General features: G+C 56.3%; 18 protein-coding genes and 1 tRNA gene. 6 read left to right on the forward strand and 13 right to left on the reverse strand.

The window, feature by feature from the left end:
• Window positions 1-266: 266 nt before the first annotated feature.
• Window positions 267-1508: a Gfo/Idh/MocA family protein gene (locus DTI93_RS02455; protein ID WP_052349072.1), complete on the forward strand. Its 1242-nt coding sequence runs from the start codon at window positions 267-269 to the stop codon at window positions 1506-1508.
• A gap of 71 nt (window positions 1509-1579) precedes the next feature.
• On the opposite strand, the gene ruvX is transcribed toward DTI93_RS02455, so the two are convergent.
• Window positions 1580-2044: a Holliday junction resolvase RuvX gene (gene ruvX, locus DTI93_RS02460; RefSeq protein ID WP_249079538.1), complete on the reverse strand. Its 465-nt coding sequence runs from the start codon at window positions 2042-2044 to the stop codon at window positions 1580-1582.
• Window positions 2045-2115: 71 nt separating this feature from the next.
• Between ruvX and gatC the strand changes: the two genes are divergently transcribed.
• The 4 genes from gatC (at window position 2116) to DTI93_RS02480 (ending at window position 5533) form a co-directional block, all read left to right on the forward strand.
• Window positions 2116-2403, forward strand: coding sequence for an Asp-tRNA(Asn)/Glu-tRNA(Gln) amidotransferase subunit GatC (gatC, locus tag DTI93_RS02465; RefSeq protein WP_043560260.1), 288 nt, complete (start codon window positions 2116-2118; stop codon window positions 2401-2403).
• Window positions 2403-3890 (forward strand): Asp-tRNA(Asn)/Glu-tRNA(Gln) amidotransferase subunit GatA, encoded by a 1488-nt coding sequence (gatA, locus tag DTI93_RS02470; RefSeq protein ID WP_043560258.1) that lies wholly within the window; start codon window positions 2403-2405, stop codon window positions 3888-3890. Before gatC ends, gatA begins: the two co-directional genes overlap by 1 nt.
• The gene (gene gatB / locus DTI93_RS02475) at window positions 3887-5347 is read left to right on the forward strand and encodes an Asp-tRNA(Asn)/Glu-tRNA(Gln) amidotransferase subunit GatB (protein ID WP_043560255.1); all 1461 of its coding nucleotides are present in this window, start codon (window positions 3887-3889) and stop codon (window positions 5345-5347) included. Before gatA ends, gatB begins: the two co-directional genes overlap by 4 nt.
• Window positions 5348-5440: 93 nt before the next feature.
• Window positions 5441-5533, forward strand: a tRNA-Ser gene (locus DTI93_RS02480).
• A gap of 355 nt (window positions 5534-5888) precedes the next feature.
• Here DTI93_RS02480 and DTI93_RS02485 read toward each other — a convergent pair.
• The 10 genes from DTI93_RS02485 to DTI93_RS02530 form a co-directional block, all read right to left on the reverse strand.
• Window positions 5889-6032: a hypothetical protein gene (locus tag DTI93_RS02485; protein ID WP_193599779.1), complete on the reverse strand. Its 144-nt coding sequence runs from the start codon at window positions 6030-6032 to the stop codon at window positions 5889-5891.
• Window positions 6029-6436 (reverse strand): structural protein P5, encoded by a 408-nt coding sequence (locus DTI93_RS02490; protein ID WP_249079539.1) that lies wholly within the window; start codon window positions 6434-6436, stop codon window positions 6029-6031. Before DTI93_RS02490 ends, DTI93_RS02485 begins: the two co-directional genes overlap by 4 nt.
• A gap of 5 nt (window positions 6437-6441) precedes the next feature.
• Window positions 6442-6681 (reverse strand): hypothetical protein, encoded by a 240-nt coding sequence (locus DTI93_RS02495; RefSeq protein ID WP_086441135.1) that lies wholly within the window; start codon window positions 6679-6681, stop codon window positions 6442-6444.
• On the reverse strand, window positions 6678-6986 hold the full coding sequence (locus tag DTI93_RS02500; protein WP_249079541.1) for a hypothetical protein: 309 nt from the start codon (window positions 6984-6986) through the stop codon (window positions 6678-6680). The genes DTI93_RS02495 and DTI93_RS02500 overlap by 4 nt, the downstream gene beginning before the upstream one ends.
• A gap of 62 nt (window positions 6987-7048) precedes the next feature.
• The gene (locus DTI93_RS02505; RefSeq protein ID WP_249079543.1) at window positions 7049-9559 is read right to left on the reverse strand and encodes a hypothetical protein; all 2511 of its coding nucleotides are present in this window, start codon (window positions 9557-9559) and stop codon (window positions 7049-7051) included.
• Window positions 9556-12498, reverse strand: a complete 2943-nt coding sequence (locus DTI93_RS02510; RefSeq protein WP_249079544.1) for a hypothetical protein — start codon at window positions 12496-12498, stop codon at window positions 9556-9558. Before DTI93_RS02510 ends, DTI93_RS02505 begins: the two co-directional genes overlap by 4 nt.
• A gap of 49 nt (window positions 12499-12547) precedes the next feature.
• On the reverse strand, window positions 12548-13105 hold the full coding sequence (locus DTI93_RS02515) for a PIN domain-containing protein (protein WP_249079546.1): 558 nt from the start codon (window positions 13103-13105) through the stop codon (window positions 12548-12550).
• The gene (locus DTI93_RS02520; protein WP_249079548.1) at window positions 13102-13842 is read right to left on the reverse strand and encodes a hypothetical protein; all 741 of its coding nucleotides are present in this window, start codon (window positions 13840-13842) and stop codon (window positions 13102-13104) included. Before DTI93_RS02520 ends, DTI93_RS02515 begins: the two co-directional genes overlap by 4 nt.
• Before the next feature lie 110 nt (window positions 13843-13952).
• Window positions 13953-16229, reverse strand: coding sequence for a hypothetical protein (locus DTI93_RS02525; RefSeq protein ID WP_249079550.1), 2277 nt, complete (start codon window positions 16227-16229; stop codon window positions 13953-13955).
• Window positions 16229-18586: a glycoside hydrolase family 66 protein gene (locus DTI93_RS02530; protein ID WP_249079553.1), complete on the reverse strand. Its 2358-nt coding sequence runs from the start codon at window positions 18584-18586 to the stop codon at window positions 16229-16231. The genes DTI93_RS02525 and DTI93_RS02530 overlap by 1 nt, the downstream gene beginning before the upstream one ends.
• On the opposite strand from DTI93_RS02530, the gene DTI93_RS09490 reads away from it, so the two are divergent.
• The gene (locus DTI93_RS09490; RefSeq protein WP_276830201.1) at window positions 18574-18708 is read left to right on the forward strand and encodes a hypothetical protein; all 135 of its coding nucleotides are present in this window, start codon (window positions 18574-18576) and stop codon (window positions 18706-18708) included. The two genes, DTI93_RS02530 and DTI93_RS09490, sit on opposite strands and share 13 nt — an antisense overlap.
• 107 nt (window positions 18709-18815) lie before the next feature.
• Here the strand turns inward: DTI93_RS09490 and DTI93_RS02535 are convergent, their stop codons facing one another.
• A complete protein-coding gene (locus DTI93_RS02535) occupies window positions 18816-19484 on the reverse strand; it encodes a sterol desaturase family protein (RefSeq protein WP_249079554.1) in 669 nt (222 codons plus the stop codon).
• Between the two features lie 152 nt (window positions 19485-19636).
• Window positions 19637-20890, reverse strand: a complete 1254-nt coding sequence (locus DTI93_RS02540) for a polysaccharide biosynthesis/export family protein (protein ID WP_249079556.1) — start codon at window positions 20888-20890, stop codon at window positions 19637-19639.
• Window positions 20891-20940: the final 50 nt, after the last annotated feature.

Genomic DNA, 20940 nt, shown 5'->3' on the forward strand with positions numbered 1-20940 from the left:
CATCCATACAGTTGCCATGATAAAACTGGACTGCGCCTTATCTGATTTTAACTTATTGTAAAATAAGAATTTTATTTTTAAGATAAATTTTATTTATTGCCTTTCTTGCCTTCAAAAATAATTCCTTTCCCAAGGTTAATTGCAATTATCCCGTCTGGAGTCTTAACTTCGGGGAAACGAAGCGGGAAGCAATGGAATTTTCCGTTCGTCACCAGCCTTTGTAATCGTGCGGGGCTGCTTACTTGAGTGAAAAGGATGTATTCATAATGAGCTCTCACTCACCACATAAACCAGTAAATGCAGGTCGTCGGCATGTTCTTGGAGCACTCGGTGCTTCTATTTTGGCTGGCGGCGCTGGCAAGGCTGTGGCCCAGTCTCTCGGTTTCCCCGCACCGCCTGCCGGGCTGGGCAAACGCCCGTATCCGAATCTGCTTCGCCCGATGAATGATGGTCCCCGCAAATTTGGCTATGCCATCGTGGGTCTTGGCAAATATGCCGTCAATCAGATCCTGCCGGCTTTTGCCGAGTGTGAATATGCCAAGGTGACGGCGCTGGTCAGCGGCGACATCAACAAGGCCCGTCGTCTGGGCAAGCATTACGGGATCGAGGAATCGCACCTCTACACCTACGACAATTTTGACAAGATTGCGCAGGACCCGGAGGTTGACGCCGTTTACATCATCCTGCCCAACTCCCTGCATGCCGACTTCACGGAGCGTTCTTTCCGTGCCGGCAAGCATGTGCTGTGTGAGAAGCCGATGGCCGTCACGGTCGAAGAGTGTCAGCGCATGATTGCTGCCGGCAAGAAGGCTGGCAAGAAGCTCATGATTGGCTATCGCTGCCACTTTGACCCCGTTACGCACAAGGCTATCGAGCTGGCCCGTACCAGCATTGGCAAGCCGCAGATCATTACCACGGATAACGGTGACAATACCGACCCGACGGATCCGACCTACCAGTGGCGTCTGACCCGCTCCCTGTCTGGTGGTGGTGCGCTGATGGATCTGGGCATCTATGGCGTCAACGGTTCACGCTACATGCTGAATGAAGATCCAATCGAGGTCCAGGCCACCATCATGCCGCCGTCTGACCCGATGTTCCGTGAGATCGACGAGACCATCGTCTGGATCATGAAGTACCGTTCCGGTGCCGTGGCACATGGCAGCGCCTCCTTCAACGTGAATGCCATGTCCCGCTTCAACCTTCAGGGGACGGACGCCTCCCTGCGGATGGACCCGGCCACGAGTTACTGGTGCAACAGTGTCAGCCACTGCACCACTGGTGACACGCATACATGGTCCACCCCGATGTTCACCATCCCGGCCCTGAACCAGTTCTCTGCACAGCTGGATCATCTGGCCATCAGCGTTGCCAACAATACGCCGCTGGCAGCCACGGGTGAGGAAGGGATGCAGGATGTCCGTCTGATTCAGGCCATGTATCAGTCTGCCCATTCTGGCAGCCGCCCGGTTTCCACCGATTGGGGTGATTGGCGCAAGACCATCTGATCATTTCGATTGGATGTCATGCAGGAGGGGAGGCCGCATTTATGCGGCCTCTCTTTTTTGTATCGGCAGGATCAGGCCGCAGTGGCGTCCAGCCAGCCCTGGAGCATGTAAGCGGCGGCCATCTTGTCCACGACCTCGCCACGCCTCTTGCGGGTCATGTCGGCTTCCTGAACGAGGAAGCGGTTTACAGCACTGGATGAAAGCCGCTCATCCCACAGGCAGGCAGGCAGGCCCAACCGCTCACTAAGGTCATTGGCCCAGTCACTGGCGGCACGTGCCGCCGGGCCAAAGCTGCCATCCAGTGAAAGCGGAAGGCCGACCACAATCCCGCCAATTTCATGTTTACGACAGAGGGTCTGAAACTGGGGAACCATCTGCTTCATTTTACCACGGGCCAGCACGGTCAGGGGGGAGGCCAGCATGAGAGCAGTGTCGGAGAGCGCCACGCCAATCTGTTTGCTGCCGGGGTCCAGCCCCAAGATGGAATGTGCTGCAAGGAGCTGATTACGCAGGTCATGTGGATTGAATAGTGTCATGGCAAAGGGGTATGATCGCTTCCATGGCCGTAATAGGCTGATGTGATTGATGTCTGAAAGCAGGATTATACATGTCGCTTGATGCGAAAACAGTGGCAAAAATGGCCAGGCTGGCAAGGGTTGGCCTCTCGGAAGAGCAGGTTCACACCTATCAGAAAGAGATGCAGGGGATCATTGGCTGGGTTGACCAGCTCAATGAGGTTGATGTGACCGACGTTCCACCGATGATTGGAACTGGTTTGGCCCAGCCACGTCTGCGGGACGATCAGGTGACAGATGGCAACTGTCGGGACAAGGTGCTCTCCAACGCACCGGACCGTGAAGGCCCCTTCTATACCGTGCCGAAGGTGGTGGAATGATGAGCAGCATTTTTGATCATACTCTTGCTTCTGCCCGTGAGGCTCTCCGGTCCCGCAAGATTTCTGCCGTCGAGCTGGTCGATGCCCATATTGATGCCATTGAACGTCTTGATGGTGGGCTGAACAGCTTCATCACCCGCACGCCCGAGCAGGCCCGTCTGGCCGCCAAAGAAGCGGATGCCCTTCTGGCGAAGGGAGAAGGTGGAAGCCTCTGTGGCCTGCCCATCGGGATCAAGGACCTTTTCGCAACGGAAGGCGTTCGTACGACGGCTGCCAGCAAGATTCTGGGTAATTTTGTGCCGCCTTACGAAAGCACAGTGACAGCGAACCTGAAGCGTGATGGGGCCATTTCGCTGGGCAAACTGAATCTTGATGAATTCGCCATGGGCTCCACGAACCTGACCTCTGCTTTTGGTGGTGTGGAAAATCCGTGGAAGCGTCGTGATTCCGATGCAAAGCTTGTGCCGGGTGGCTCTTCTGGCGGGTCCGCTGCTGCTGTGGCGGCAGGGCTTGTTCTGGGAGCGACCGGGACAGATACGGGCGGTTCCATCCGTCAGCCTGCGGCTTTCTGCGGTATTACGGGAATCAAGCCGACCTATGGCCGCTGCTCCCGGTTTGGGACGATCGCCTTTGCCAGCTCTCTGGATCAGGCGGGGCCGATGGCCCGTACCCTTCAGGACTGTGCCATTCTTCTTGAATCCATGGCAGGGTTCGACCCCAAGGATTCCACCAGCGTGAACAGGCCCGTCCCACATTATGAGGCGGCTCTTGGACGTGGCGTGAAGGGGCTGAAGGTCGGTATTCCAAAGGAATATCGCATCGATGGTCTGCCTGCCGAGATTGAAGCCATCTGGCAGCAGGGGATCAACTGGTTGAAAGAGGCTGGCGCCGAAGTGGTGGACATTTCCCTGCCGCATACGAAGTATGGTCTGCCAGCCTATTACATTGCTGCTCTGGCAGAGGCATCCTCCAACCTCGCCCGGTATGATGGTGTCCGCTTTGGGGAGCGTGTCAGCGGTGCGTCTCTGGATGCACTTTATGAAGCCACCCGTGCTGCCGGATTTGGGGATGAGGTGAAGCGCCGTATCCTGCTGGGCACCTATGTGCTGTCTTCCGGCTATTACGATGCTTACTATCTTCGTGCCCAGAAGGTTCGTACGCTGCTCCAGCGTGACTTCCTGAAGGCGTATGAAACGGTTGATGTCATCCTGGCACCAACGGCTCCTTCCGGGGCTTTTGCCTGGGATGAAAAGCCGACCGATCCGGTTCAGGTCTATCTGAATGACGTCTTTACGGTGCCGGCCAGCATGGCAGGCGTGCCGGCCCTGTCCGTTCCGGCCGGGCTGGATGGCCGTGGCGTGCCGCTCGGGCTCCAGCTGATCGGCCGTTTCTTTGATGAAGAAACGCTGCTGGCCGCCGGCTCCGTTCTGGAGCGGGCCGCTTCCTTTACCCATCGTCCCACCATTCATGCAGGGGTGTCAGCATGAGCGCATATCGTATCACGGGTGAAACTGGCGAATGGGAAGTCATTGTTGGGCTGGAGGTCCATGCCCAGATTGTCAGCCAGTCCAAGCTGTTCTCCGGTGCCTCTGCGGAATATGGCGGGGAGCCCAACACGCACGTCAGCTTGGTTGATGCCGGTTTTCCTGGCATGTTGCCTGTCCTGAACCGTGAGTGTGTGGCACAGGCCGTACGGACGGGCCTTGGGTTGCGGGCACAGATCAATCTTTTCAGCCGCTTTGACCGGAAGAACTATTTCTACGCTGATCTTCCGACGGGCTATCAGATCAGCCAGTTTGAGCATCCGATCGTTGGTAAGGGCACGGTCGAGATCGAACTTTCTGATGGTGAGATCCGTCATATTGGCGTGACCCGCATGCATATGGAACAGGATGCAGGCAAGTCCATTCACGATCAGGACCCGACACGCTCTTTCATCGATCTGAACCGTGCGGGTGTTGCTCTCATGGAGATCGTGAGTGAGCCGGATATCCGCTCTCCGGAAGAGGCTGGGGCTTACCTCCGCAAGCTGCGTCAGATTCTCCGTTATCTGGGGACGTGTGACGGCAACATGGAGGAAGGCTCCATGCGTGCGGATGTGAACGTTTCCGTCCGCCGTGAGGGGGAAGAAGGGTATCGCACGCGCTGCGAGATCAAGAACGTCAATTCCGTACGTTTTGTCATGCAGGCGATCGAGGTCGAGGCGCAGCGGCAGGTGGACATCTGGGAGTCTGGTGGAGAGATCGATCAGGAGACCCGTCTTTTCGACCATGTGAAGAGCGAGACACGGTCTCTGCGGACGAAGGAGGATGCGCATGATTACCGCTACTTCCCGGAGCCGGATCTTCTTCCGCTGGTCATCGAGCAGTCTTGGGTTGATGAGCTGAAGGCTGCCTTGCCGGAACTTCCAGAGGACAAGCGTGCCCGTCTGGAAAAAGAATATGGCGTGTCCCGCTATGAGTCTGGCGTGCTGACGGCGGAGCAGTCCGTTGCGGATTTTTACGAGACGGTTGCCCGTGGGGCTGACGCCCGTCTGGCCACGAACTGGATTCTGGGTGACTTCTTCGCCGCATTGAACCGTACGGGGCGCAGCATCGAGGATAGTCCTGTTTCTGCCGAGGCCCTGCGTGAGCTTCTGTCCCTGATCAGTGATTCCACCATCAACGGGAAGATTGCCAAGGAAGTCTTCGAGGACATGGTGGAGACGGGGGAGAAGCCCTCTGTCATCGTGGATCGCAAGGGCCTGCGGCAGGTGACCGACACGGGAGCCATTGAGGCAGCCATCAGTGATATTCTGGCAGCCAATGCGGACAAGGTGGAGGAGTACAGGAGCGGCAAGGACAAGCTCTTCGGCTTCTTCGTCGGACAGACGATGAAGGCGATGAAAGGGAAGGCAAATCCTGCCATGGTGAACGAGCTGTTGAAGAAGCTTCTTGCCTCCTGAAAAATATAAAAAAGAGTGTTGTAGGGGGTTTACGTCAACGTCATTTCCCCCTACAAACACTCCTGCAAACGCCGTGTGAAAACCGTTTACAGCGGAGGGGTGGCCGAGAGGCTGAAGGCGGCGGTTTGCTAAACCGTTATACGGGTAACTCCCGTATCGTGGGTTCGAATCCCATCCCCTCCGCCACGGTTCTCTCAGAAAATAGCAAAAAATTGGATGATCGTGTAACGGTTTTAGGTCCGTTTATCGTGCTTGTCTCAGTCGTGCTGTGGGGAATTTTGAGGGGGCTCAGAATGAGCTGTAATTCTCCAGCAGGCCGCATTTTCCCGCAGGGTATAATCGAGATCAGCCGCTTGGATGTGGACGTTCTTCAGCTCTGGGTGAGCCACCGTCTCTGCATAGGCACTCCGTTGCTGTTCTATCGTAGGTGTTCGCAGGTTGAGGCAACTGCTGGCGGATGTGGACCTCGCTGCACCCTCCTAGCAGGGTGAGGCCACAGGTCTGTACTAGAGCGTATGGGACGTACAACCAGAGAAGGTTTTCACTGGCCCTCGGTCTGTGGCGTACTGGCTGCTGCCTCGTCTATGCGGACCATGGTTGCGTTCTGGGCATTGGCCTCACCGGCAATGATGAGGGACAGGCCCTGAAGGGTTGTCGGCTGGCGCAGCCAGTGCAGGGGCTTCATGCTGCGGCTTCCTTCACTCCGGCCACCCTGTCGACCAGCGGGCCATAGGGATTTTTCCCGTTTTCCATGAGAATGATGGCCCTCATCAGACCCGCCACGAGATGTGGTGTGAAGGGGCCGAGCTTCTGGTCCGGTGTGACGCCGAGGGCATGGGACACGCCTTCAATGTAGCTGGCCGTGTCGTTCTCGCTGGGAGGCGCCCATTTGCCGATGATGCCCGCCACCGTGTCCAGACCATCCCTCTGGTTGTAGCGCAGCAGCTGACCTCGCAGGGCCATCAGCCCGGCTTCAGGTGTTGCGAACACGGCAAAGCGTGGATGAACACCCTTTTCGAGGTGCGCCCCGGCCTGTCCGACATAGTTCAGATTGCCAGGATTATTGTTGCGGATGCCCCGTACTTCCATGGGTTTTACCCTCCGATGTGGAAAATCTTCATGATGATGGCGAGGATGATCCCTCCCGCTCCTGAACCACCGGCAATGAACATGCTGCGCCATGAGTTGCCGTGCCTGACCTGGGAGAGTATCTGCTCCAGCATCTGCTGCTGGCTGGCCTGCCTGTCCTTGACAACGGCCATATCCGTCTCGATCTCTCGAATGTCCTTCTTGATCTCCAGCCCTTCGGCACGGGTCAGATACTGGTCATTCATGGATGTTTCGCTCCAGTCCCGGAGGCATCCACCCATGCACTTCCATTGAAGAAGACGGGCTGACCCGTCCCGGCGCAATCCGTGCAGAAGAAGGCCGTGCCAACTGGTACCGAAAGAGGCAGGGCGGAATAGGGGCGGGCGGTCAGGCTTACCCCACCAGCTGCCCCAAAGGTCATGATACCCCGAGCCGCCGGTGGGAGCTGGCCGCTATCAAAAATCCCGTGCTGGGCAGGAGGAACGGCAATGCTGTCTGCAAAAGCCGTTCCAGCCATCAGGGATGCAAGAAGTGCTAGTGTGAAGCGCATGAATGTCCATCTCCATCATCATGACGGACAGATCATCATGCGTTTGTAATTCGGGCGTGTCTTCAGCGCCCATAGGGGCTCCATGTTGGCGATACGAGGAAGCCCTGCCCCTGACTGCGCTGGACGAGCTTTTCATAACGGGCCGTGTAACCGGGATTTATCATGTCCTGCAGGCGGTAGATCACGCCATATTTCAGGGCTGCATTGATGCCCGGAAGATTGCCGAACGGTATCTGCCCGGAGGCAAAGCGGACGAGATCGGCCAGATAGGTGCGGGCCTTCTCGGCGTCAGGGCTGCCGACCAGCTCGTCACGGGTGGCGGTGAATATCCCGGCCAGTTTCGTGATGTCGGAGATGGTCGGCCCCGCCAGTGTTTCCAGCGTCGTGTTCCCCATGCGGCTCATCTGGCCGAAGAGGAAGTCCCCATAAATCCCGGCACCCCCGCCCTGGGCCATGGCCGACATCCATGTGCGAACATCGCCTGCATCCCGTGGCTCTTTCCCGGCCAATATGGCCTTGGCCTGCATGGCGACGTAGCCCAGCACGGTTGTGGCTGCGATCATGTGGATGATGCCGGGCAGGTCCATCCCGTTGCGTTTCACCTCACGCTGATAGAAGCGGCGGATATATGAGGCCGGGAAGCTCTTGAACTGGAGCATAAGCCGTGCAGCCTGTCCGAGTAATGGATTGATGTCATCAAGTCGGTTGCTGATGCCCCGGATGGTCGCCTGCGTGCGGACATCGGGTTCCGTCATGCCCTCCCGTGTCTGGTCGGTGATGTAGGCATAGAGCTTTCGGGTCAGGCTGTCCCGCACGTCATCGGCTGTCTGTCCTTTCTCGATGAGGGGAGCCACGGCATCGTCAGACAGGCGTCCCATCTCGCTGGGCAGGATATGGTCTTCTCCAGCGGCTGTCCGCACGCCCTGCCGCATCACGTCCCATTCCGGCCGGGTGATGCCGAAGCGTTGCAGGCTGGCCCGCAGCTTTCCATCAAGGGCCTCATAGGACAGACCGGCATTCCGCCCCAGATTGTGGGAGAGCATCAGGCCGATGCCCTCGGACAGGCTGTCCGTCCAGTATTGCAGCCCGTTGATGCGGTAGAATTTGTTGATGAGGTCGCTCATCTTGCCCAGTGGGGCATCATTGGCGGAAAAGCGGCTCATGACGGATCCAAGATGCCCCTGCAGCCCCACGCCCAGCAGCCGGGCGATCTCTTTGCGCTCTGCCGGGTTCTTGCTGCTCAGGCCCGGAGCAAGGGCTTTCAGGCTGTTCCAGTAGCTTTCCAGCAGCGGGACGTCATTGTGTCTCAGCACGGCGGCATTGATGGCCAGATCGGGCAGGGAGGAGATCATCACGCCGCCCAGTTTCGTAATCTGGTTCCACGCATGGGCGTAGGCCCCGATGGTTTCAACCGTCTTGTTGGCCGGCTGTCTGGCCCGGCCTGTCACGATGTCCAGCAGGGCACCTCTTTCCAACCGGCGGAGCTTATCAACCATTTTGGCATCAGCCCTCTCACGGGCGGCCTGCACGCTTTCCTCGATCATGCTGCGGAACATGTTCTCAGGGTTCGTGCCCAGATCGCCCATCACGGCAGCGTTGCGTGCCCCGTTGATGAGGCCCTTGAAGATGCTGTCCACCACATGGCCCTGGCCGAACTTCCTGTTATAGGCCAGCCAGCCATCGGCATCTTTGAAGTGCAGCACACGGTTCTGGCTGACCTTCTTGGCTTTGTTGGATGTGCCTTTGAAGCCGGAAAGCCAGTCCCGCCCGTTGGCGTTATCATGCTCACCGGTGGAGAGGTTAAGCCAGACATTGCGGAGGAAATCTTCCCTCGACTGCCTGGCGGGCATCATCTCAAAAGTACGGTCATCCAGCAGGGGCAGGATGGTATCCCGCCAGTTCTGGTAGGCCCTGTCCGATCCGTCGCCCCGTATCTTCCACATGTCGTGGCTCTGGCGGGTGACATAGTGGTCGGCCTTGCCAATCCATGCGCCTTGCCTGTTCTGCATCAGACGCACGGTGTCCTGATAGCCGGACAGGATGCGGGCGGCCTCGGCAGCCAGCCTGTTGCCTGTTGGTTCCCCGGCTTCCGGGTCATCAAGCCGCCACATCTCACGGGCCACATCGGCATCAAACTGTTCATCACGCTCCAGCAGCGCCTTGAAGACGCCTGCCTTGTCCAGATCATGCATGAGAGGTCCGAGAAGCTGGGCAGTGCGGGCGTGGCTGCTGGCATCCACAGAGAGGGCGGCGCCATTCTCCCCGGTCTGCTTCCCGGCAAGGATGCCTTCAAGGGATGCTGCTTCATCGCCGGGCACGATGCGGCGGCGCAGGGCAGCCCGGACGATGAGGTTCTTCTTGCGGGAATTGGCCTCTATGATGGCAGCCAGACGCTCCTCATCGGCCAGGCGGGCACCGGCCTTTTCCAGTGCCTCCCGTGGGGACAGGCCCTGCTTCATGTAGCGTCCGGCTTCCTTCTCCAGCCGCCCGAACATCTCGTCAAGCTCTGCCTTGGACATTTCACGGCCAGCGGCTTTCTCGGCTTCGTTGTAGCACGGGTTCTCGTGGGTCATGGGGCTTTCCTTGTAAGGCAGGCGGCGGCGGAGGTGAGGGCATCGGCATTGCCATCGGAGAGATCCTTTTCATGGCGGATCTCTGCCAGCTCTTCGGGGCTGATCTGATCGCCCAGGGCGGCAAGCTGCCGGTCGATCTGGTCGGAATAGGACTGTGCTTCGGTGATGGCTTGACTTTTCGGGGCAGTATTTCCACTGTCAGAGGAGCTGCTGTGGCGTTCGTCATCTCTCCCAGACCTCGGGGTACCGGACACAGTCTGCCCGTGAGGATTAAAGGAGTCGGAACCCTGTCCGGTTGGGTTCGAATTGGTGCTGAGATCCTTTTCCCACAGCAGCTTTCCTTCTTGATTTCTGTCTTTTTCAGTAGCTAGAGTACCGGAAGACACTTCTTCAGCCCCGACAGTCGCTGAAGGTTTTTGGTCATCGGGCATGTGGCCAGCCGGATTTAGGGGATGATCTTGCCCATTACGGTCTGAGGGGGTAGTGCGACGCCCTTCCTGAAGAAGTGTCTTCTTGTTCAGATAACCTGACTTGAACGGTGCGGCTGTTTTGACGAGGTAATAGCCGTCTTCTTTTTTGAGTTCCGTGACAGTGGCATCATGCTTTGCGCTGCTGGTATTTTTCTCACCACGGACGATGATGAAATATGAGCCATTCCGTTCATCCAGCCTTACCTCATTTGCATTTTTCAGAATATGGCTGATGTAGCTGTCGGCATCGTCAAAACCTGATGCTTTCAGCTGGTGTCCATGCCGCTCCATGATGTGATGGCGGCCCGTAGCGTAATAGACCGTCTTTCCATCCTTCTTGTATGGTGTGTGGGCTTTTTCACCATCGCTTATGAGAACTGGCCAGTCCGGAACGCCCTCAATACCGGAAGGCATCCGTCCGACCATGGCCGGGTTATTCCCTGCCGCTGAAAGGTCCAGATGCTCAATACCGCTGGTCGGGAGTGGGGAAACATCCTGGCCCTGTTCCGGGCTGGGGGCTGTTTCCCTCTGGGCTGCAAGACCGGCACGGCTCTGCGTGACCTCATGATCTTCATGACCATGGAGGTTTCTCATGATGGCTTCTGCCGCATCCTGCTGGATGGCATCGAGCCGCTGCCTTGCGTTCTGATAGGCCTCTTCCACATGGCCCTGCCAGCTGGCGTCGTGGCCTTTTCCCCGTTCTGCCTCGATGAGGCGCAGGGCCTGCTCCACGGCATCTTCCGGGCTGTCCTTCTTCAGGATGGAGCCAGCGAGATCGTAAAGGTCCAGCCCCTCAAGGCCTGAATCAAGATGCTGGGCATAGCGGCCCAGACGCTGGCGGGTGAGGGCATGGAGAAGCTCCTGCCTTGCCCCGATGCGCTCCATGTGGGTGGCACGGCCATGGTCCAGCATGTCCGCATACCGCTCCCATGTGGCATGGCCGGATACCCGCAGGGCATCCTCCATGGCAGCATCTGGGTGCAGGCCGGACAGGATGGCCTCCGTGGCATGGGCATGCTCTTCCGGTGTGAGGGTGATGTCTGCCGCCCGGGCAGCTTCATCGGCATCGTCGGCAGCCTGTTCCTGGTGATGTTCCTCCAGGGCGGCAGTATCCGTTCCGTTTCCGGCCAGCCTACCATCAGGGAACACCTTGCGCCCGTGGCTTTCTTCCACCATGGCATCCAGAAGGTCGCTGATGTCGGCATCGGGCCTGAGATAGCCGTGCTCTATGGCCCGTTCCCGTGCCGTATCCAGAGACATGCCACCATTGCGGCGCACAAGGCCGATGCGCTGGCGGTGGATGTCATTGGCCTTCAGCTCGCCGCCTTCATCCAGCACCCCACCGTGGCGGGTCAGGAAGGTGAAGAGGGATGGATCTGATGGCGGCTTCCCGGTCGGCATGGCAGGCTGGGGCGCAGCAGCATCTGGCTGCTCCGGCTCATCATCGGGACGCTCATACAGGGCCGCTTCATCCAGCGTGTCAGCATGGCTCTGCCGGAGCTGGGACAGGTCATCAGCAATCCTGTCCCGCAGGGGAGGTTGAGACACCGTTTCATCAGGCTCGGAACCATGCCCGGCCATGGTGCGGTCAAGCCCGTCTCTGGCGTTCTGGACCTCATGGATGTTCAGCAGGCTCTCGGCATTGCCGGGACTGTCGCTGGCCATGGAAGCGATACCATCGGCCAGAACCTGCCCCCTGGCACTGGTTCCGGCCCGCTCGAGACGCCGGCCAAAGGCATGGCCCAGACCATGCAGGCCACCCCCCATGATGCTGCCGAAGCCGATGTCCCGGAGGGCCTGACCCATGCTCCAGTCATTGTGCTCGTCACGGTCCAGATACATGTTGAGCGGCTCGAGGGCCGCCATGCCGATGGCTCCCTGGCTGGCACCCTGCACCACACGTCCCGGCAGGCTGCTGGAGAGGGCCGCACCGGCACGGCTGTTCAGCCCTTCGGCACTGAGCAGACCGTCCGCCACACGTTCCATGCCAAATCCTTCAGCACGGGCGGCGGCACTGCCAAGGACAAGGCTGATGCGCTCCTCCCCAAGGCCCGGGATCAGGGCGGCGGCATAGTTGATGGGGTCAAGAAAAGCAGGGGCAGCCCCGGCAACGGTATTCAGGGTGCCGCTGATGATGCCGTCAGGCCCGTTGCGGATGGTGTTCTGCCGGATGAGGTCAGCCTGCTTCTCATCATTGAGGGTCTGGGCAAGTGCAGAAGAAACAGGCCTGTCGAAGTTCAGAATACCCCTGATGCCATAGCGGGCATTGGCATCCTCTGGGGTGAGCGTATCGCCTTCGGTGCTTTTCGTCTCATGGCGCAGCCAGTCACCGATGCGGACGACCGGCATGTCATTGATGCCCTCCATGACGGATGCACCAAGCGACTGGTCGAGGGATGACTGCTGCCCTGCCAGTCCTTCATCCTGAACGCTCCTGAGCGTGTTCAGTCCGCCTGAAAAAAGTGACATATGCCCTCCCTGTGGCGGGAGAGCATGTCAGGGGTTTGTAATTCTGGCGTTATTTGGGTTTCTTTAGGGGGATAATATTATTCTCGACTTGGGGTGCGTCAAAGGGAAGGTCTTGCTGCAATCTCACGTGGCTAGGTAAAGGAAGAGTCCACGGGTAGACAACATTCATCCCTTCCTGTTCTGCTATTTCTCCCAATCGTTTATCAGCTGTATAGAAGTGGCGTACTCCTGCTACTAGCGAGATAGCCAATATCTGCCTATCAATCTTTACATCCTGTCTTCCTCTTTCAGGGATGTGGCATTTTCTACTCTCTTTAGCTTTACGATTTATTTCTCCCAATCGTAAAGCTGCTCTTCGGTCAAATGGCGCTATTGTGAAGTCTTTAAAACGAGAAAAAGCTTCCAAGTTCGGCTCTCCATCAGGATAATGGGAAGCAATCTCTGCAAGAACCGGGGCAGGAATGGTTACCTTGCCATCCTCTACAAGTTCCTGTTTTAGTTCTGCTATCTGTTCACTGAAGTAATCAAGATTATGTCCCTTAGGCGCTTGGGGAGAGGAGGAAATGAGATAAAGTAAGAATGATGTATCAATAGCTTTGCTGCTCATGGCTCATTCCTCCCATTCATGATACGTTCGGCAAGGTCTCTGGGAATTTCTCCAAAATAGGAAGATGGTCTTTCTAATAAAGAAGAAATAGGCGTATCTTCTAACTCTTCTACATCTTGAATCATGAAACTATCTACCTTGCCTTCACCGGAAGCAGAGAGGCTCTGCATACCGATGCCATATAATATAACTTCTTTAAATAGATTCTTTGTAACTTTTTTGAAAGAAGCAGAAGGAACAGCTGCTTTGACCCGACCATAAATAGGGGATAATATTTCAGTTTTTACGTCATTTTTACTGTTTTTAGATATCGATACAATTTCTCCTTGTATTTCAAAAAATTCACTATTGGTATAATATTTTTTTTCCTCTTTTTTTATCCCTGGAAACGTGTACAGAGTAGCATGCTTGTTTTCGCCCCACGGGCGATCAAGTCTTGCCCTTAAATTATTATCACCTAGTATCTTATTGATACTAAAAACATTTTTTCTTAAATTTTTTGGTATATTGCCGCTGCTTATTTTTTCAATATTTTCTGCAACGAGATTTTTATAATCGTTATCAATCCTAATAACGGCGGCGCAACTTCCATGTTCTATACCAGAAAGGTGCAAATACTTACCATCACCTAATAGAGAGCACAGCTCCCCCAGAAGATCCGCCATGATATTGAGCGGCATCGTTTCCGGTGTTTCATTCTCAACTGCAAAGCGGAATGTTTCAGGTATGGAAGGCATGATACGTGCTGGACAGTCCTGATTGTGTTTTAGGACAAAGAAAAATCTGTGACTCTGTTGTCACCCTATAGGGAGATTATAGTATGCGCAATATGGAGATTTTTTGTTCCTCAGCTCCCCAGCTCCACATCCACGCTGATGCTGGTGACGGTCACGGGGAGAGGCTGGTCGGTCTGGAGGATTAAGCTGCCCTTCTGGGTCCAGTTTGGTGTTGGTATCCGCATGGTCAGGCCGGAGATGAGGGCGGGTCCGGTGTCTTTCTTCTGGTAGGGATTGGGTGCTGACGGACCGGCGGCGGCACCCTGACCGTCCAGCCCGTGGAATGTCTTCCCTCCGTCGGTGGAGACGCCCAGGCCGGAGCTGTTGTAGAGCGAGGCATAGAGCTTGCTGACCCGTTTGCGCCGGGCGAACTGTGGAGGGTTTCCGAGATCCAGCGGCAGGGTGACGGCCCGTGCATGGATGGGCAGCCCGACCGTGACCACGCTGCCAGGCCGTGGCAGGGTGAGGGTGCCGTCACTCCCCACCGTCAGCCCCGTGAAGCCCCGCCCGTCAATGCAGGCTGACACGGTTGCTCCTGCCAGATGCCCCAGCCCGGAGACGGTGCCGGTTTCCTTTCCCTCATAGCGCAGGCCGCAGTCCACGAACCATGAGCGGGTGATGTCGTCATTCTCCATTCCCAGCTGGCGGGACTGGATGCGCTCGATGGTGTAGCTCTGCCGCCCGGCAAGGCTGCGCTTCACCACCACATAGGGCGTATCCTCGATGGCACCGTATCCATTCTCCTCCGGCACGACAGCAACGGACTGGAAGGCCCCGCCCTCCGTCCTGTGCTGGTGCCATGCCATGACGTTCTGTTCCTTCAGGTAGGTCATGCCGAGCATCGTGCCGTCAGACCGCACGGCCCAGATCAGGTTGAAGGGGAACTGGGCGAAGGACCAGTCGGAGATCGTGTAGCCATAGAAGAGATGGTCAGCCAGGACGGAGAGGTCATTGCCCTGATAGATCTGTGCGTACCAGTCATATTGCAGGTCACGGATATGGCTGCCCTTGTTCTCGATGAACAGCACGTCGGTATTGATGGGCAGGGGCTGCACGTCCGAGCTTCCCACGAACATCTGCGGTATGGCCGTGAAGTTGCTTGGTGTTATGGGAGTGCCAGTCTGGCCGCCGGAGATCTTCCAGATGCCCGTTCCGGTGAAGGCCAGAAGGTCGGCCATCGGCACCAGATGCTTGATGGTGTTGACCTGCTGGCTGGCGATGGTGGCCGTTATGGCATCATCGGAGACGACCGGCGTGTGGATGTCGAAATTGGTGTAGTTGGCAGAGCGGCTCATCCAGACGGTCTGGGGATAGGCGAGAGACCCGGCAAAGACACGCCGCTGCTGGAAATAGGTGACGGAAACCGGGTTGTTATTGCCATCAAAGGGGTTGCGATGGGCGGGCGGTCCGTTCTCGGTATCGGGAGCGTAATTCACATCGTCAAAGCTGAGGGACGTGGTGTTGCCAATCAGCCCCCACTGTCCGGCAAAGCGGCGATAGACGTTGTAATAGTCCGCTCCCGTCACGGCAGGCCATGAGAGCGTGTTGTAGTTCCCGTAATTCGTGTAGTAGCCGATGTTGTAGTTGGTCACGAACCTGCCGACCTCGACCGGTACCTGCGACGTGACCGTACTGGTCCTGCCAGTCACAGGGTCAGTGACGGTCTGGGTCTGGGTGGTCATTTCCGTCTGGGAAGGCGCAAGCGTGGCGTTGCTCTCCGTGTTCCTCTCATTGGAGACGGAGGTGACAGCATATTCATACGTCACCTTTGATACGCTGGTTGCCGTGCCCGTATTGGCGGCATTGCCTTCCACGGCAGAGGCCAGAAGTGATGAAGGCGCCTCTATCCCGGCACTGTAGGAGATCACCTCCAGCGTCCAGTCAAGCTCCCCATGGCGGGAGAGGTTCATGGCCGGATATCCGGAATGGGTGAGGGTCATCACGTCGGCAGACTGGGCATGGCGCAGCCAGAAGGCATCCCCGATGCTGTAAGGCGTGGCCAGTTCGTAGGGGCTGCCATCAGTATTGGCGAGATAGGCCCCGTTGCTGATGAAGCGGAGATAGCGGTCGCCAAACTCCAGCACATAGGACTGGGTATTGTTGTAGATGAAGGCAATCAGCTTCGGTGGGGGACCTGAGGCATCGGCCTTTGACGTGCTGACATACTGTGTGCCGGGGCGGTTTGAGATGCCGCCCTGCACATGCACGAAGAAATTGGTCAGCTCGGCGGCACCGGAATGCCATTTCTCCATGTCGGCCCTGTATCCGACCAATGGAGCCATCACGCCGCCGCTGAAGGAGCTGAACCATGTCAGCCCGACCTGCGGGCCAGAAGGAGCCTGTGACATCAGGGCCTCCATCCGTAGAGGCTGACATCCTGCCCGGGGAAGACGACCCAGACCCGGTGCACACCTGTCGGGGACTGGATGATCTGTGTCTGGCTGCTGTCGACATTCCCGCCCTTTGACTGTGGCACGGTCAGCCTGGCCAGCACGGGTCCGTCCTGCCTGTCGAGACGGAACTCCATCACCCCGCCATGCTGGCTGTATGTGACGGCGGCCAGGGATGAGACGCCCTGTCCGAAGTCGATGCCATCCCAGTAGATGCTCCTGCCACAGCAGCCATGCACGGTTGCGGCCACACGCCCTCCCATGCCGTTGGGTGACCATGAGGGGGTACCGCCCCGGATGAGGTCACTGGCGGTGCCGTCCAGCGTCCAGTCCGTCCGGTTTTTCAGGGTGTTCCCCTCGACCCACGCAATGCCGCTGGTCTTGAGGGACGGAATGGTGAACGTGGCCGTGTAGACGGGGTTGCCGAACCCGTCACTGCCGGACGTGCCCACGTTGTAGGAGAGAGGCTGCGGGAATCCATGATTGTAGTCCGGTGCGGCATACCATGCCTGCCCGGTCGGCCTGCCGCCATAGAGCTGCATGGTGACCCGGATGTTTTTCTGCTCGACCGGGCTGTGGGTTCCATCCGGGTCGTCGATGCGGTTGTCCTTCAGTCCGACCAGATTGGTCAGGGAGACACCTTCCGCCACGCCAGCCCTTTCCCACGGGTGATAATAGACTTTCCCGGCATTGCCATCGGATGCCCCGATGTTCTGGCCGGAGCTGTCCGAGATGAAGACGATGTCCGGCGTGTCCGCGGAATGGCCCCGCAGCAGGTCCCGGAAGGCGACGAACCAGTTGTAGTAATCCGCCATGAACTGCTGGAGGTCGGCTCCCATTTTCAGGGTAGGGCGGGAGAAGAAGGGCCCGGGGATGAGGTGGTCGATGTCCCCCAGCATCAGCTCCGACGCCCCCGAGACGGCGACCTGCCCCAGAAGGAGTTCGATGCCGGGACTGCTGGCCGGGCAGACCTTCTGGCCACCGTCATCCTCCGGGTTGCAGAAAGGCACGGTGTCGCCACTCAGGGCCTTGTCCGGTTCCAGGGATCCGCTCATGACCTGCTGGGGGTAATAGGCGACGATGAGGGGACGGCTGGTCCATTCATGCGCCTGCTCCATCAGCCCGTTGAAGGAGGGGAAATAGGCATTGTCTCCGAACTCCGGGTGAGGCTCGACATAGAGGTTGCAGCTGTTGCCCCGCACGGCCTCGTCCTGAAGGTTCCATGTGGATACCTGGTTGATGTCCGTGCAGACACCCGTTGCAGCCTGGACCTGATTGGCGAAGTCGGCGAGGTAGCTGCCGAAATCGTCGATCCGGCGGCCTTTTGCGTCATGGGCGGGCATGCCCGGATCTCCGAGCGTGTCCAGATGGACCCCGTCAAAGCCCCAGCCCTTCATGGCGGCGAGATACTGGCTGGTGATCCATTTCTGCCAGCGGCCATTGGCCGGGTTTTCCTGCACGATCCCGTCGATGGCCCATCCCCAGTCTTTCCAGTTGCCGCCGATGCTGATCTGGTCGGCGACCGTGCAGGTGCCTTTCAGGCCGCACCGGTTCCGGAAGGCACCCATGCCGATGGTGACGTTGGGGTTCCGGGAAGGCCAGTCCGCATAGGCTCCGTTCCAGAGGGTATAGAGCTGGGAGAAGATGCCATGTCGGCGGAAGGCCCCGACCAGCCCGGCCGTTTCCTCACGGGTGACGGTGACGTTCTGGAGGTTCCGCCATGAGGCGGCGTCGGTGTAGGGGGCGTCATGGCGGGATCCCCAGTCATAGAACTGGACGATGTTGATGTGATACTGCGCCATGTTGCGGGCGACGGCTTCGTAATCGGTGACGGACTGCATGGCCTGCGGATCGACGAAGCCCTCGATGGGGTCATCCTGGGCATGGTTGGCCACGTTGATGGCCCCGCTTGCGACATCGACCGGGTCTGAGGAAGAGCTCCCCGTCCCTGTGCACATGGCGTACCCGCTGTCGGAAGCCTGGAGGGCATTGATGGAGAGCTGGTAACCGTTGGCCACGAGGGATGGCACAGTGATGGTGAAGCTGCTGGTCTGGCTGGCCCCGTCCGGGATGCTGACACTGTGGGCGTCGATGGCCAGCAGATGGCCACGGGAGCATGTTGTGAGGTTGAGCTTGCCGTTGAAATCGGCTCCCGTGGTGTTGGTCATCTCGATGCTGATGGTGGCCCTGTCTCCGGGCTGATAGAAGGCCCGGTCATCAATCACCCTCCTGATGAGGGGGCCGCTCAGGATACCGGCATGGGCGGACCCGGCCATGCCCAGCAGCAGGGCCGTGGCGGTCAGTGTCTTTTTCATCAGTCTTCATCCTCAATCTGATACCAGCCGGACAGGCTGATGGAGGCGGCATCCTCCACGTCACGGTCCGTCACGGCGTTGGCCGGCTCACCGGTGTCCTGTCCCTTGAAAGAGAAAGTTGATGGAGCAAGTATCTCAAGTTTGAAAGACGGTATACTGATACTATGTGTAGTCTAAATTTTATAAATGAGAATCTCAACAAAAGAGTAAAATTTATTAAATAAATAAGCTACAACTTAAAGTGTGTACGAAATACCCTATCGAGCCAAGGTACGCTAATAGCATAGTTATGCTCTTCAGTTCGATAATGATGAAGTAAATGGTGTCTTTTCCAAAGAGAAAAAGGAAAACGTTTCATTTGAAAGTTATGTGTTGCAAAATGTACAGAATCATAAAAAATATAACCAAGATAAAAACCTAAAAAGAGAGCACTCCCTAAACCAATTTTCAATAAGAAGACAAAAAGGGCCCAAATGACCAAACCAACGGGAAGGGTTACTATGACAGGCATCAAAGTACGATAAGGGTGATTGGGCTGAATGTGATGATTGCCATGGAAAATATAAACAAGACGTTGTATCATCTTTCTTTCACTTGAAAAGTGAAAGATAAAACGATGGAGTGTATATTCTGTCAAAAACCAGATAAACAAACCATAGACTATATATAGTATGGTATGCCAAAAGTGCACATTGTACTCTACTGTTATAGTTAACACTATGCTTTCAAATACAAAACAACAACACAGGAAGGTCCGAAAAGAGATAAATGTCAAAGACTCCATCCAATCCTGACGAAAAATTCGAACGGGAGGAGCTTTTTTTGAAAGCTTATGATGTGGAATCGAAGGCTGTGTTGGATCGGCTGTTCTAATAAGTCTGGAAGAAGATTCTGACATGACTACACTGCTCCAAACCGGCAACATCGACGATTATTAGCTACTTTTAGGATCGAAAGCTTACGCTCTTTGCGAGAATCCCGTCATAGGAAAACAGACTAATCCACCCTGCGTACTACTCAGAGTGACCTTCAATACCATATTTCAGATTCTTAACGAACACCATATAGACCAATAGTGGCGGCCTGTCCCATGAATGTGCCTATCAACATATCTATCTTGTAAATTGCATCCGTAGCAGCATCAGCAATCAAAATAGCATCATGATCCTTCATAGGAATTTTCTGAGCCAAGAAATATTGCGTAGGGTTCAGCATATCAATTTCATAAATGACTGGAGCTGAGTGCTCACCTTCCTTGATGGGTACCCCGAGACGACGACAAATTTCTGCATCTTCGTAGCGGATTAAGTAGACGGCATTTCCATCCGCTCTATTATCGGCTGGTCCGCCAATTCGAGCAATGGCTCCCGCTAAGCTTAGATTAGCCGTTCCAAACTGTACTTCGTTCCTTTGCTGGGTCTGTCCAACAGCTCCAAAAGCAGTGAAGGTTCGCGGTTGATAGATAACACGGATGCGGTCACCAGGATCAGCTCTAATATCTTCCTCAGGATGATCCTCGAGAGTTGCTAAATCAGTTGCGCCAATCTTGCCTTGTCGAACCAATTCCACCTGTGAATCTTTTGGTGGGTACTTGGCCCCTCCAGCGATAGCGATCACATCTGACAAATGTTCATTCGCTAGAGAAAGAACGACACGACCTGGGCGCAATATCTCTCCCGAAACTATTACAGTATTTCCTATATCATTCTGAATACGGACCATAACCTGTGGATCTTGAGATTTGTCTTTTAGATGACTTTGGATAATCATTGCCACTTGGCTTGGAGTTTTCCCCAAAACATTCATTCTCCCAACATATGGTACCATTATTGTACCATCTCCTTCCACTTGAGTGGGAGGGAGATTTTGCGATGAAATACGAGGTGCTGCGCCAATTACACTCTCACCATTGGAGCTGGTGCCGCTTACACTTCTGTCGGATGAAGAAAAGAGACCATTTCCTAGTTCGAATATAGTAATCCCCAAAATGTCTCCTGCGCCGATGTGGTCATTAAGAGAAACTCTAAGATTGCTTTTATCTAATGTCGAGATTAGTGGACGCACCTGGGAGGCGAGTATGTCGGCGATTTCGGGGGTTACGGGAAACAATCTATAATGAAGGGCCGTCGTATTGGCAGAAGATTTAGTATACTGGTGGACCTGTTTTTGTGTTGGGCTGGAGCGTGGAACCCAGCTGCAGCTGGCCAAAAGCAAAGCTGCCAAACCAGTTGTACCTCTGAAAAGCAACGCAGATGCTCTTACGTTATGAGCGAACGCTTTTCTACACGAGGAAAACCGGATCATTTTATCGTCCTGATGATGATAATTCTAAAAAGATGCCCCGTTCTTATCCA

It is taken from the genome of Parasaccharibacter sp. TMW 2.1884 (assembly GCF_023337695.1).
GTDB lineage: Bacteria > Pseudomonadota > Alphaproteobacteria > Acetobacterales > Acetobacteraceae > Bombella > Bombella apis.

What these genes read in the sequence shown, in the direction of transcription:
- DTI93_RS02455 (WP_052349072.1), top strand. Translation starts at nt 267, where the DNA reads ATGAGCTCTCACTCACCACATAAACCAGTAAATGCAGGTCGTCGGCAT.
- ruvX (WP_249079538.1), bottom strand. Translation starts at nt 2,044, where the DNA reads ATGACACTATTCAATCCACATGACCTGCGTAATCAGCTCCTTGCAGCA.
- gatC (WP_043560260.1), top strand. Translation starts at nt 2,116, where the DNA reads ATGTCGCTTGATGCGAAAACAGTGGCAAAAATGGCCAGGCTGGCAAGG.
- gatA (WP_043560258.1), top strand. Translation starts at nt 2,403, where the DNA reads ATGAGCAGCATTTTTGATCATACTCTTGCTTCTGCCCGTGAGGCTCTC.
- gatB (WP_043560255.1), top strand. Translation starts at nt 3,887, where the DNA reads ATGAGCGCATATCGTATCACGGGTGAAACTGGCGAATGGGAAGTCATT.
- DTI93_RS02485 (WP_193599779.1), bottom strand. Translation starts at nt 6,032, where the DNA reads ATGAAGCCCCTGCACTGGCTGCGCCAGCCGACAACCCTTCAGGGCCTG.
- DTI93_RS02490 (WP_249079539.1), bottom strand. Translation starts at nt 6,436, where the DNA reads ATGGAAGTACGGGGCATCCGCAACAATAATCCTGGCAATCTGAACTAT.
- DTI93_RS02495 (WP_086441135.1), bottom strand. Translation starts at nt 6,681, where the DNA reads ATGAATGACCAGTATCTGACCCGTGCCGAAGGGCTGGAGATCAAGAAG.
- DTI93_RS02500 (WP_249079541.1), bottom strand. Translation starts at nt 6,986, where the DNA reads ATGCGCTTCACACTAGCACTTCTTGCATCCCTGATGGCTGGAACGGCT.
- DTI93_RS02505 (WP_249079543.1), bottom strand. Translation starts at nt 9,559, where the DNA reads ATGACCCACGAGAACCCGTGCTACAACGAAGCCGAGAAAGCCGCTGGC.
- DTI93_RS02510 (WP_249079544.1), bottom strand. Translation starts at nt 12,498, where the DNA reads ATGTCACTTTTTTCAGGCGGACTGAACACGCTCAGGAGCGTTCAGGAT.
- DTI93_RS02515 (WP_249079546.1), bottom strand. Translation starts at nt 13,105, where the DNA reads ATGAGCAGCAAAGCTATTGATACATCATTCTTACTTTATCTCATTTCC.
- DTI93_RS02520 (WP_249079548.1), bottom strand. Translation starts at nt 13,842, where the DNA reads ATGCCTTCCATACCTGAAACATTCCGCTTTGCAGTTGAGAATGAAACA.
- DTI93_RS02525 (WP_249079550.1), bottom strand. Translation starts at nt 16,229, where the DNA reads ATGTCACAGGCTCCTTCTGGCCCGCAGGTCGGGCTGACATGGTTCAGC.
- DTI93_RS02530 (WP_249079553.1), bottom strand. Translation starts at nt 18,586, where the DNA reads ATGAAAAAGACACTGACCGCCACGGCCCTGCTGCTGGGCATGGCCGGG.
- DTI93_RS02535 (WP_249079554.1), bottom strand. Translation starts at nt 19,484, where the DNA reads ATGTCAGAATCTTCTTCCAGACTTATTAGAACAGCCGATCCAACACAG.
- DTI93_RS02540 (WP_249079556.1), bottom strand. Translation starts at nt 20,890, where the DNA reads ATGATCCGGTTTTCCTCGTGTAGAAAAGCGTTCGCTCATAACGTAAGA.